The sequence below is a fragment of the Halopiger djelfimassiliensis genome (assembly GCF_000455365.1).
GTDB classification, from domain to species: domain Archaea; phylum Halobacteriota; class Halobacteria; order Halobacteriales; family Natrialbaceae; genus Halopiger_B; species Halopiger_B djelfimassiliensis.
The window spans coordinates 133,157-145,435 of record NZ_HG315688.1 but is presented as its reverse complement, the minus strand read 5'-3'; the positions used below and the strand labels follow the sequence as shown (position 1 = coordinate 145,435).

The window sequence follows — 12,279 nt, the reverse complement described above, 5'->3', positions numbered from 1 at the left end:
GTGCTGGATGGTAATTGATGTCAAAAGGATTAATTTTCGGCAGCGAACGCACACGAGAAAATATCAAATAAGTTATACTATGTGCCGGTGTGTCATCGAATGAATGGTTACGGGATGGCAGTACCGCGTGGTGAGCGCTCTCGGCGTGATCTTGCTGACCGCCGGGTCGGTGCTGATCGCGAATCACCCGCTGTTCCAGTCGTTGCTTACGACGTACGTGCCACCGTTCGATCGACTCGACGGGACCGTGTTGACCGGCGCGTCGCTGTACTGGGCGCTCGTGTTGAGCGTCCTCGCCGTTGCGGGGAGCCTCATCCCGTTGTACAAACCACAGCCCCGCCGCATCCTCGATACGATATTTCTCGCCCAAAAACGCGTCCTCGCCGGTGGCCTCGTTCTCGCGGCGGTTGGCTACTTCAAGTGGTCCTACCGGCTGCCGCGAGCGACGCTTGCGATGACGATCGGTTCGTTGCTGGTGGCCGTCCCCGCGTGGTTCGTTTTGATCCGTCGGCCGACGAGCGAGCCCGAACGAATGCTGATCGTCGGCGATGACCCCGCACAGATCGAGCGGATCGCCCCGGCGATTCCGGTTCCAGTTCTCGGGTATCTCTGTCCGTCCGTCGTCGACATCGATGGCGAGTCAAGGGCCGTCGGTACCGCCACCGACGGCGGCACGATCGCCGAAATCGACGTTCCAGCGACCGCCACCGAACCGAACGGACGACTGGACTCGCTTTCCCGTCTCGGCGGCTTATCGAGGCTCGAAAACGTTCTTCTGGAGTACGACATCGATACCGTCGTACTGGCGTTTCGTCACGCCGATCGGGCGGAGTTCTTCGGCGCACTCGACACCTGTCACGAGCACGGCGTCAACGCGAAAGTCCACTGGGAGTACACCGACAGCGTGCTGGTCTCGGACGGGGACGTCGGGGAACTCGTCGACGTCGACCTCGAGCCGTGGGATCCGCTCGATCACCTGTTCAAGCGACTCTTCGACGTCGGGTTCGCGGCGGCCGGGTTGATCGTCGCCGCGCCGGTGATGATCGGAATCGCCGTCGCGATCAAACTCGACAGCCCCGGGCCGGTGTTGTACAGCCAGAACCGGACGACCGGGTTCGGCGAAACCTTCCCCGTGTACAAGTTCCGGACGATGGTCCCGGAGGGGGAATCCGCGACGCCGTCGGTGGACGAGGAGAACGATCGAATCACGCGGGTGGGTCGTGTGCTGCGGAAAACGCATTTCGACGAACTCCCGCAGCTCTGGTCGATCCTGACCGGCGATATGAGCGTCGTCGGGCCGCGAGCCGCCTGGACCGAAGAGGAAGTCTTGCTCGAAGAGGACACCCCGGCGTGGCGAAAACGCTGGTTCGTCAAACCCGGTCTGACCGGGCTGGCGCAAGTAAACGGAGCCAAGAGCACCGATCCGGGCGCGAAATTACGCTACGATCTCGAGTACATCCGCAAACAGTCGTTCTGGTTCGACGTGAAGATCGTGATCCGACAGCTCTGGGAAGTGTGTACGGACCTCCGAGAGACCGTCTAAGGACCTCCCCACCATCCGCACGGGACCATGAACGTCGCTACTGCACCGGTAACACGCGAATACCCATCGATCAACCCGGCCGTTTTCCGACGGCGTCGGCCCGTCGTTTCGGGACCGGAAATACGGCCGCTTCCGCCTCGCGTGCCGCCATACTGCTCGAACGTAAGCTTCCCCCACTGCCGTTTGAGACGGGGTGCAGCGACTGAAACGGTCCGATTACTAAGTGCGTTCTCGCCGACGCTCCGGCCAGAAGGCCAACGACGCGGTACCCGACTCGAGGGTTCGAGGTGGCTGATGAACGGTTAGAACTCGTTACGATGTCCGCTCCAACCGACGTTGACGCTGATCTCGACTGGCGCAAAAAGGCAACGGCACTCTATCGTGTCGCACGGTTTCGACCGCGGTTTGCGGTCGCAGTCATCGGACTGAGCGTCGTCGCCGCCGCGCTCGAGGGGTTCGGTCTCAGCTTTATTATGCCGATCGTCGAACTCGCGCAGGCCGATTCCCCGGCCGAGGGTGCGGACGGGTTGTTAGGGGTGTTTCTCGGGATCTATCAAACGCTGGGGATTCCGTTCACGCTGGGCTATCTCGTAACCGGTGTCGTGGCGGTGATGACGGTGCGGTTTACCACCTCGTTCGTGGTCGGCTGGTTCAAGGCGGCGATCGAGACGACCTACGTCAGACACCTCCAGCAAACGGCGTTCGACCGCGCACTCGACGCCGAAATCGCGTACTTCGACGAGGAGGGGTCGGACGACATCATGAACGCGATCGTCACGCAAGCCGAGTACGCCGGTCGAGTGATCAAGTATACCCTGAACTGCATCGAACAGGGACTGCTGGCGCTGATGTACGTCGCGCTCGCGCTTTTCATTTCGCCGCTGTTGACCCTCTTTACCGCCGTCTTCCTCGGCGGAACGACCCTTCTGTTCAGATACGTCCTCGACGCCGGCTACACGCTCGGGGACGAAGTCGCCGCGGCCAAGGAAGGGATTCAGTCGCGGGCACAGGCCGGCACTCAGGGCGTCAGGGAGGTGAAACTGTTCGGCATGGCCGATGAACTCCGCTCCGGGTTCGCCGACGCGGTGTCGCAGTTCGAGCAGTATCGCATCACCCTGCAGCGAAACAGCGAAGCGATCCGGAACTTCTACCAGCTGACGACGGCGGTGACGGTGTTCGTGCTCATCTATCTCGGACTCACGTTCTCCTCGATGACGCTCGCGGAGCTGGGTGTCTTCCTGTTTGCGATGTTTCGGCTCGGACCGAAGGTGAGCAATCTCAACAAGTCCGTCTATCAACTCGAGGGGGAACTCCCACATCTCGTTCGAACGCAGGCGTTCATCGACGAACTCGAGCGAAACCGCGAACCGAGCGCCGGATCGCGGTCGGTGCCGTCACCGATCGATCGAACCGAGTTCCACGACGTTCGGTTCGGCTACGACTCGAGCGAGGAGCCGGTGCTTCGTGACGTTTCGTTTTCCGTCGACCGCGGGGAGTTCGTGGCGTTCGTCGGTCCCTCCGGAGCCGGCAAATCGACGATCGCATCCCTGCTCGCCCGCATGTACGAACCCGATAGCGGCGAGATCCGAGCCGACGGAACGTCGATCTCGGCGTTCGATATCGACGCGTGGCGCTCGAAAGTATCGATCGTCAGACAGGATCCGCACGTCTTCAACGACACGCTCCGACGGAACCTGACGATCGGCAACCGCGAGGCGACGCAGGACGAGATCGATCGGGTCTGTGAAATCGCACAGGTGACCGAATTTATCGGGGAGTTGCCCGACGGGTACGAGACGGTGCTCGGGGATCAGGGGGTGAAACTGTCCGGCGGTCAGCGACAGCGGGTCGCGATCGCGCGAGCGCTCCTGAAAGACGCGGACATCCTGATCCTCGACGAGGCCACGAGCGATCTGGACACCTCCCTCGAGCGGCAGGTCCACGATGGCATCGAGTCGATGGATCGGGATTACGCCATGCTGGTGATCGCACACCGCCTGTCGACGGTCACGAACGCCGACCGGATCTACACGATGGAAAACGGCGAAATCGTCGAGTTCGGCCGCCACGACGAACTCGTCGACCGGGACGGCAAGTACTCGCGCCTGTACGCGTTGCAGTCGACGTGACTGGTGACATCCCATGAACGTATTCCACGGTCCCGTCGAGATTTCCGGCCAAGTGTACAATTATGCGAAAGCCATCCGGCAGTGTGGTCACGATGCGACGGCAGCGGTGTTCCACCCACATCAGTACGGGTACCCCTACGACGAACTGATTTACCCGAACGGACACCCCGGCCGCTGGCGCGGACGACTCCGCCGGATGAGGTATACGGCGACCGCCTTGCGTCGGTTCGACGTCTTCAACTACTGGTTCGGGCGAACGATCCTCGGTGGCCTCGACCTTCGAGCGGCAACTGCGCTCGGCAAGCCGGTCGTGATGACGTTTTGCGGGAGCGAAATCCGATCGGTGGGAAACGCAGCGGCACAAAGCCCGTATCTGGACGCGGATTCGTGGCCGAGAACGGGTCCCGACGAGGAGTATCTGGAACGGCTGAACGAGGCGATCGACGTAGCCATCGTTCGCTACTACGAACTCGAACCGTACGTCGAGCAGTACTTCGACCGTGTCGAATACGTTCCTCGAGCCGTCGACTGTGACCGGATTCAGCCGTCCGACTCCGAGGAGACGACCGATACGATTCGAATCGCGCATGCGCCGAGTAACCGTGAGATGAAAGGGACGGCGACGATCGAGGCTGCCGTCGAAGCGCTTCAGGCCGACGGGCTAAACGTCGAACTTGCCGTTATCGAGGGGACACACGACGACGTCATCGCGGAACTGCAACGCGCGGCTCTCGTCGTCGACCAACTCAAACTCGGCACTTTCGGCAATCTGGCACTCGAGGGAATGGCGACGGCGACGCCGGTCGTTTGTTTCCTCCGTGACGACATCGCGGAGCGATACCCCGATTCGCTCCCGATCGTTACCGCGACGCCGGAGACGGTCACTGACGTGCTTCGTGATCTCGCAGCCGATCCGGAGCGTCGCCACACTCTCGGTCTGGACGGCCGTGACTACGTTACTTCACACCACGATCTCCGTACCGTCGGCGAACGGCTGCTCGAGTTGTATCGGTCCCTCTGACGATGTCACAACTCCGTCCGTTACTCATCGGGTACAACTATCCGCCCGGCGGTGGGATCGGTTCGATCCGCATCTCGAAATTCGCCAAATACCTGCCGGAACCCTGGGATGTTCACGTACTCACCGCGGCCGGTAATGCCGGGCCACAGACCGATGCTGCGGTTGACGACGGGGGAAACGCAACGATACACCGCGTTTCCGAGGTCTGGCCGACGGCTCCCAAGGACTTCGACAAGATACGGTGGATGCCGCCGCTTTGCCGGGAGATCCGACGCCTCCATCGGGAGATCGATTTCGACGTGATCTGGCACACTGCCGGCCCGTTCCTTCCACTCACGGCCGCGCTGTTCGTGAGCCCGATGTTACGGATACCGTACGTTGCCGACTTTCGAGACGCGTGGACGCTCCAACCCTACACGCCCGAACGAACCGTTTTCGGGCACGTGAACGACGCGGTCTCGTCACTCGCCGAACCGCGGGTTCTGCGAACGGCCACGGCCGTGACGACTGCGACGGACGGCATCACCGACGCGTATCGAGACCAGTATCCGTCGCTGTCGTCGAAGTTCCGAACGATAGCGAACGGGTACGATCCGGCTGACTTCCCGGATCACGACGTCGAGAGCCCCAGCCGGTTTACGATCGTCTACGCTGGAAAGTTCGGTCACTACAGGGACGTCACGCCGTTCGTTCGTGCGCTGTCGAACGTCAAGCCGGAAGGCGACGTTCGGTTTCTCCACGTCGGAAAGCCGGAGCCGGCCGTCCGGTCGGCCGTCGATCGGTTCGGCCTCGCCGACCGGTTCGAGTGTACGGGTTTCGTCGACCGGTCGGAGGTTGCACGGCGGATTCAACGCGCTGACGTCGGTCTGGCCGTTTCCGGCGGCTCTCCTCAGGAGATGACGACCAAAATCTTCGATTACATCGCCTGTAAAACGCCGATCCTCGCGTGTGGGCCGCCGACCGGATCGATGGCGAACGTCGTTTCCCGATTCGAGCACGGCTACGTCGCCCGGAATCGAACCGACGAGATCACGAAGGCTCTCGGTCGGCTTCTCGAGACTCGGCCTCGAGCGCTCGGTCCCGGCCCGTACGACGAGTACACGCGAGAGCGATCGGCGGAACGACTCGCGGAACTCTTTCGTCGTACCATCTAGTCGTGTTCCTGACTCACACTCGAAATCAACAATGCGACGATGAGTAGGCTAAGCGTAAAGACGCGGCGAGACTGTGGGACTCCAGCGACCGTCCATGCTGCAACGGAACCGCTGAACCATCCGACGACCGCAACTGCTGCACCCCAGAATACGGGCTGGTACTCGAACAGTGTCCCGTCAATTGTTTTTTCGATCCCGATTTTGAGAGCGCCACCGAGTACCACGGCAAACGCGATAATACCAGTTACCCCGTAGTGATACCACCACGAGAGAAATCCGCTCTCGATGTGTACGATTCCTGCATCTAACTGCACGGCTTTCGATGGGCCGTGTCCGATAAGCGGTTGTTCCAGTATTATCGGAACGGCCGTATTCCAGATTTCGAACCGTGTTTGGAGCGAATTGTCCTGTAACGGATTCTGTAAATAGGCAAGCCGTCCGACTTCGAAGACGACTACGATGAGGAAGATTCCGACGATCCCACTGAGCGACGTAGCCAGTATCGTCGCTCGTCGTCGTTTCCGTTGACCGATCCTTCCGAGAGCGATAACAGCCCCGACGACGCAGAACCCGATTACGGTTGCGATCAACCCGCTCCGTGACCCAGTTACTACGATCGAAGCGCTGAAAAGAAGGGACAGTGCCATCCAACCGATCAACCTCTCTTTCTGCAGTGGAGCGTCCCTTGCGATATGTCGATAGCTCTGGGCGAACGCGAAGAACAACGGCGGGAGCAGGAGTTTAGCTAGCGTATTCGGGTTCGTAGTCGTTGCAGTCGGCTCCTGTACGATGATTCGTTGTTCGCGAGCAGTGTATATCGGCGCGATCCTCTCTACTGCGAACGTGACGTTCAGCGACTGTAATATCGCCACTACTGCGACTCCACCGGATAGCAAGACGATGAGCAAAAGCGCACGTTTCGCGGTTTCTGTCGGGAGATTTCCACCGACTGCTACGACGAGTCCGACGTATCCGATCCAGATGATGAGATCATACAACTCGCTGATCCCCGCGGGACCGCCGTAGATGACCGCGTTGACCGTAACGCTCACTGCGATCGTGATCGTAACTGCGAGAAGTCCCATCAGAAGATGATTGATCGGGATATTGACCCTATCGAAGTTGATATAAACGATGAGACCAACCACGAGCGGGAGCAGAACTTGATCCGCCCGTAAAATCCCGCCTTCGGGCCCGATCGTGGCCGGCGGTGTAAAGTACGGGCTCCAGAGTACGGCAACAACCAGCCCGTAGATCACGGCCCCGATGCCGTATCCGGACAGCCATTGATGGGTATCAAACTTTACAGCCATGCCGCCAATGTGGCATTCGTCCCACCAGGGAACACAACTATCTTTCTACCGTTTGCGATCTCGAATTCGAGTATCCGGTTCTTACTTTTGGCGAACGCGGCCCAGCGGTCAGTATGGATCTCGTCTTCGTCTCTCATCTCTTTCCGACCCCGAAACAGCCGACGAAGGGTATCTTCGTCCTGCGACAGGCGGAAGCGCTCTCGGACCGCGGACATCACGTCCGGGTTATCTCACCCGTCCCGTACGTTCCCCGACCGGTTTCCCGTCTACTGAACCGACCTTCGTCGGCGACTATTCCACAGAGGGACCGCTACGGTGACGTTACCGTGTACTATCCTCGATATTTCTCCCTCCCTCGGCCCGAAACCCTCCCGCTGGTCGCCTACTCGTTCCGGCGAACGCTCCGGAACCACCGACCCCTGTTCGAGTCCGCGGATCTCGTCAATGCACACGTCGCCGTTCCGGACGGGTTCGCGGCCGCCCCCCTCGCCCGATCGCTCGAGATTCCGCTGGTGACGACGATCCACGGGGCCGATCTCCAGCACTCGATCCACCGGCCGTTCATTGAGCCGCAGGTCGAAACCGCAGTCGCGTCGTCCGAGACGGTGATCCTCAACAGCCACAAGCTCCGTCGGATCTTCACGAGTCAGTTCGATAGGAAACACGACATCGAGGTCGTCCACAACGGTATCCCGGTGCAACTGATAGCCGAGACCTCTCCTCGAGAACCGGACGGAACGTCTTGCAGTGTCATCAGCGTCGGGTCCCTCACGGAGACCAAAGGCCACCGGTACGCGCTCGAGGCGATCGCGAAGCTCCCGGAGCGTCTCGAGTACCTGATCGTCGGTGACGGACCGCTCAGAGCGGAACTGGAAGAGTATGCGACCGACCTTGGAATCAGGGCGGACGTAACGTTTACCGGGTCGGTCCCACACCGGGACGTCTTCGGGTATCTGCAGTCGGCGGACGCGTTCGTCCTGCCGAGTTACGAGGAGGCGTTCGGGATCGCCTATCTCGAGGCGATGGCCTGTGGGCTGCCGGTTATCGCCTGCGAAGGGGAGGGACCCGCGGATTACATCACGGATCGCCAGACCGGCTTTCTCGTCCCGCCCCACGAGCCGGATGCGATAGCGGAAGTCCTGCAGGAACTCCGGGCCGACCCCGACCTCAGACGGCGCGTCAGTGATCGCGGCCAGCGAACGGCGATAAACGCCTTTAGCTGGGAGCGGAACGCGAAAGCCGTCGAACGAATATTCCGAGACGCGGCCGAAGAGCACGGCTCGCGTAAAAAACCGGCCCGTCGTCTTCGGTCGAAACCTTAATCGAGGTATCCCAGATCGCGGAGATGATCCTCGGTAGCGCCGTGATCGACCGTCGGAGCGGCGGTATCGTACTGGATGACGCCACCGCGTTCGCCGAGTCGCGAATAGAGCGGTTCGTACTCCGTGGGGATATCGTTCGCGGAAACAGCGTGGCTTTTAGCCCAGACGAGTTTTTCGGTGTGGTCCCGGACCGCCGTACAGATCACCTGGTCCGACCCCTCCCGCCGTGCTCCGAAGCACTTCCGTCCGGATTCCGAACGAATGCCGCGGTACGTCGTGATCGATCCGTCGTCGCGTTCTTCCCACTCGGAGACCATCAACACCCGTTCGCGGTGTAGCTCCGACGGTCGCATAGTCGGGGTGGATTCGAGTCCGGCGGCATCCACCAGCAGCGATTTCAGATCGACGAGGCTTACCTGGCCATCGTTCGACGACTCCGGCCAGTCCGGTCGTCCGATGACGAGCGGAACCCGCACGATGTCCTCCCAGAACGCGGGTGGGACGTGGCCGAGCATTCCGTATTCGTCGCGGGACAGGATCTCCCCGTGATCGGCCGTGATGACGACGACATCCGACTCCGGATCGTAGTGTCCTCGTTCCTCGAGCGTGGAGACGAAGTCGGTCACTTCCGTGTGGAGATACTCACAGCACGCCTCGTACGCAGTGGCGACGTCTTCCAGTTCCGGCTCGCTCAACCCTTCACCGTTCGATTTGATCGCGTTTCGCGTGAACTCCCCTAGCTCGCTTCGCGACCGATATCGATTGAACTGCCGCTCGTCGATGTACTCGCTCGGAGGTTGATACGGATGATGCGTATCCATGTAGTGGATCCAACAGAATACCGGGGCGTCCGACCGCCGGTCCCGAAGCCACTCGAGCGCTCGGGAGTGCAATTCGTTCGCATCCCTGTAGAACGACTCGTTCGCTCCGCCGACGTTCTGTATCGGCTGTACGACGTTGAAATAGAGCGTTTCGAAGAGCCCGAACGCCGGCTCGAGCGGACTCTCCTTGATGTGGTTTGCGAGACGTTTTTTCCGACTCGGTCGTCCGAGGTTGCCGGTGACGAATCCCCGGTCGTAGTTGTATTCCGCGCCGAAGAGGTAGTTGTCCGTCCACAGGGCGCAGTCGTACCCGCCACCCGTGAACGCCTCCGAAACCGGCGTCGGTCCCCCGGATTCGGGAATCCCCCACGCCGAGATCTCGTCCGTGTACGTTCCGGTAACCAGTGCGGGCACCGCCGAACTCGTAAACGATGCCGGTGCGATCGCGTCCGTAAAGTTCACCCCGTTCACGCGTGCTGCAAGCTGTTGACTCCGATTTTCGAACCACGAGTACGGGAGGGAATCGCTAGAGAGGACGAAAACGTTCGGCCGGTCTGCCATAGTCCATTGCTCGTCCAGCGATCGAGGAAAACTAGGGGTTCCGTTTCAGCGACTGACAACCGGACGATAGACTGATATCACGGCCCGTGGACACCAGAAGCGAGTCTCCAGTACACCGAACAGATGGACGGACTTCACCTGACGACGGCTCACGACCCGGTCGATACACGGATATTCGACAAGGAAGCGCTGAGTCTCGAGCGATCGGGGTTCGATGTCGGGATTATGGCCCACGAACCCCCCGGCCGGAGCCGAAACGGGGTCCGATTTTACGACCTCGGAGCCGCCGACACTCGGCTCGATCGATGGCGCAGCATCCGGCGGGTAGTTCGAAACGCAACGGCCATCGACGCGGCTCTCTATCACTTCCACGATCCGGAGTTGATTCCGGTCGGAATCTATCTCTCCGAGACGACCGACAGCGCCGTCATCTATGACGTTCACGAGGATTACGGCCACGTAGCTACGACCAGGGAGTGGATTCCGGAGCCGGTCGTGCCGTTGCTATCACACGGCATTCCGAAAGTCGAACGGCTCGCAGCGACTCGCTTCGACGCTATCGTAGCCGTCTCCGAGTGGATCGCGGAGCCGTTCGTTGGCGTAAGCGAGACGGTCTCTGTCGTCCACAACTATCCCCGAACGAACTCGTTGCCATCCCCGACAGGTTCGATAGAACGGACCGCTGACCACGTCCTCTGTTACGTTGGCGGTCTCGTCGAGGTTCGAGGCCTCCACCGGATGCTCGAACTCCTCGATGCACTGGTCAGTCGTGACGTCGACGTCGAACTGTGGGCGGTCGGATCATGGAAATCCGACGCGGATCGGGCCCGAGCCGGACGGTTCGTTCGCGAACGCAACCTCGAGTCACGCGTTCGATTCCCCGGATACCTGGGGTACGAGGAGATGTTCCAGTATCTTCGTTCGGCTGACGTGGGACTCGCACTGTTGGACACCGCCCACTACCGACACGGGGTTCCGACGAAGCTGTTCGAGTACCTGTACGCTGGACTGCCGGTCGTCACGACTCCAGTCGACGCCGTCTCCAGATTCGTTCCGGACCGGTACTGCCACGTCGTCCCGCAAGGGGATACCGCCGCCGCAGCGGATGCCGTCGAAACGGCGCTACACACCGACTACGACGCGACGGCGATGCGGTCGCTCGTCGAAGCCGAGTATAGCTGGGAGGCGGAGGCCGAATCGCTCGTCGCGCTCTACGAGGATCTCATCGACTGATTGATTCGGCGAGGAGCCGCCGGACGTCGGCTGCGGCAGTGCCGTCGCCGTAGGGCTCGGCGGTAGACGGTGCCGTGGGTGGGTCCTCGAGCGCGTCCCTGATCGCGTCGGCGTCCGCGCCGACGAGGACGTTGCCGCCGGCTGCGACGGTTTCGGGCCACTCGGTTTCCTCGCGAAGCGTGATACAGGGGACGTCGAGAAAGAACGCTTCCTTCTGGACGCCGCCGGAATCGGTGACGACGGCCGCCGCGTTCGTCTGCAGCGTCAGGAAATCGAGGTAGCCGACCGGTTCGATGACCGTCAGCTTCCGCTCGGCCGTTTGCAACAAGCCGTGTGCCTCGAGTCGATCGAGCGTCCGCGGATGGGCGGAGAAGACGACCCGCCGCGGGTCGTCGGCGAGACACGCGAGAATCGTCTCGAGACGATCGATCGAATCCGTGTTCCGGGGTCGGTGTACGGTCGCGAGGACGTACTCGTCCTCGATCTCGAGGTCGTCCAGAATCGTCGACCGGGTCGGCGCGTGCTCGCGGGCCCACAGCAGGGCGTCGTACATCACGTCGCCGACGAAATGAACGCCCTCGGTGAGGCCTTCGTCGGCGAGGTTTTCGATGGCTCGTTCGCTCGGCGCGAAGAGGAGATCCGAGACGTGGTCCGTGAGAACGCGGTTGACTTCTTCGGGCATCTCGCGGTTGTAACTCCGGAGGCCGGCTTCGACGTGTGCCAGTTCGACGTCTCGTTTCGACGCGACGAGGCTCGCCGCGAGGGTCGAATTCGTGTCCCCGTAACAGAGCACCACGTCGGGGTCGTACTCGTCTACCAGCGCCGCGAGATCCGTCATCATGGAAGCGGTCTGGCGGGCGTGGCTCCCCGATCCGACGCCCAGATTGTGCTCCGGCTCCGGAATCCCGAGTTCCGTGAAAAACACGTCGGACAGTTCCTCGTCGTAATGCTGCCCTGTGTGGACGAGGATCTCCTCGTGTGCCGATCGAAGCTCGCGCGAGACGGCGAAGGCTTTGACGAACTGCGGCCGGGCACCGACGACGGTCAGAATGCGCATACGGCAGGTGGCCACCTTCGGACAGTATACTATTCACCCGTTGTTCGGCGGTGAACGCGGGTAATCGCTGCCTATCATCCGTCGAACGGACCGTTGAACCGGAGACCGTCTCGTGTCTTTATTCC

9 protein-coding genes are annotated in these 12,279 nt (G+C 61.2%); 6 read left to right on the top strand and 3 right to left on the bottom strand.

Annotated features, from left to right (window positions below):
* Window positions 1-103: 103 nt before the first annotated feature.
* The 4 genes from TX80_RS18110 (at window position 104) to TX80_RS18095 (ending at window position 5,847) form a co-directional block, all read left to right on the top strand.
* Complete coding sequence (locus tag TX80_RS18110) at window positions 104-1,543, top strand: sugar transferase (protein WP_049924733.1); 1,440 nt, start codon at window positions 104-106, stop codon at window positions 1,541-1,543.
* Between the two features lie 317 nt (window positions 1,544-1,860).
* Complete coding sequence (locus TX80_RS18105; RefSeq protein WP_049924732.1) at window positions 1,861-3,672, top strand: ABC transporter ATP-binding protein; 1,812 nt, start codon at window positions 1,861-1,863, stop codon at window positions 3,670-3,672.
* 13 nt (window positions 3,673-3,685) lie between these two features.
* Window positions 3,686-4,693, top strand: a complete 1,008-nt coding sequence (locus TX80_RS18100; protein ID WP_049924731.1) for a glycosyltransferase family 4 protein — start codon at window positions 3,686-3,688, stop codon at window positions 4,691-4,693.
* Window positions 4,694-4,695: 2 nt separating this feature from the next.
* Window positions 4,696-5,847, top strand: a complete 1,152-nt coding sequence (locus TX80_RS18095) for a glycosyltransferase (RefSeq protein ID WP_049924730.1) — start codon at window positions 4,696-4,698, stop codon at window positions 5,845-5,847.
* On the opposite strand, the gene TX80_RS18090 is transcribed toward TX80_RS18095, so the two are convergent.
* Window positions 5,844-7,160: an O-antigen ligase family protein gene (locus TX80_RS18090; RefSeq protein WP_049924727.1), complete on the bottom strand. Its 1,317-nt coding sequence runs from the start codon at window positions 7,158-7,160 to the stop codon at window positions 5,844-5,846. The genes TX80_RS18095 and TX80_RS18090 overlap by 4 nt on opposite strands.
* A gap of 113 nt (window positions 7,161-7,273) precedes the next feature.
* Here TX80_RS18090 and TX80_RS18085 point away from each other — a divergent pair, with 113 nt between their 5' ends.
* A complete protein-coding gene (locus TX80_RS18085; RefSeq protein ID WP_049924726.1) occupies window positions 7,274-8,482 on the top strand; it encodes a glycosyltransferase in 1,209 nt (402 codons plus the stop codon).
* On the opposite strand, the gene TX80_RS18080 is transcribed toward TX80_RS18085, so the two are convergent.
* Complete coding sequence (locus TX80_RS18080) at window positions 8,479-9,864, bottom strand: sulfatase-like hydrolase/transferase (RefSeq protein WP_049924724.1); 1,386 nt, start codon at window positions 9,862-9,864, stop codon at window positions 8,479-8,481. The genes TX80_RS18085 and TX80_RS18080 overlap by 4 nt on opposite strands.
* 123 nt (window positions 9,865-9,987) lie before the next feature.
* On the opposite strand from TX80_RS18080, the gene TX80_RS18075 reads away from it, so the two are divergent.
* Window positions 9,988-11,097, top strand: coding sequence for a glycosyltransferase family 4 protein (locus tag TX80_RS18075; protein ID WP_049924723.1), 1,110 nt, complete (start codon window positions 9,988-9,990; stop codon window positions 11,095-11,097).
* Here the strand turns inward: TX80_RS18075 and wecB are convergent.
* A complete protein-coding gene (gene wecB / locus TX80_RS18070) occupies window positions 11,087-12,154 on the bottom strand; it encodes a non-hydrolyzing UDP-N-acetylglucosamine 2-epimerase (RefSeq protein WP_049924722.1) in 1,068 nt (355 codons plus the stop codon). The two genes, TX80_RS18075 and wecB, sit on opposite strands and share 11 nt — an antisense overlap.
* Window positions 12,155-12,279 lie beyond the last annotated feature (125 nt).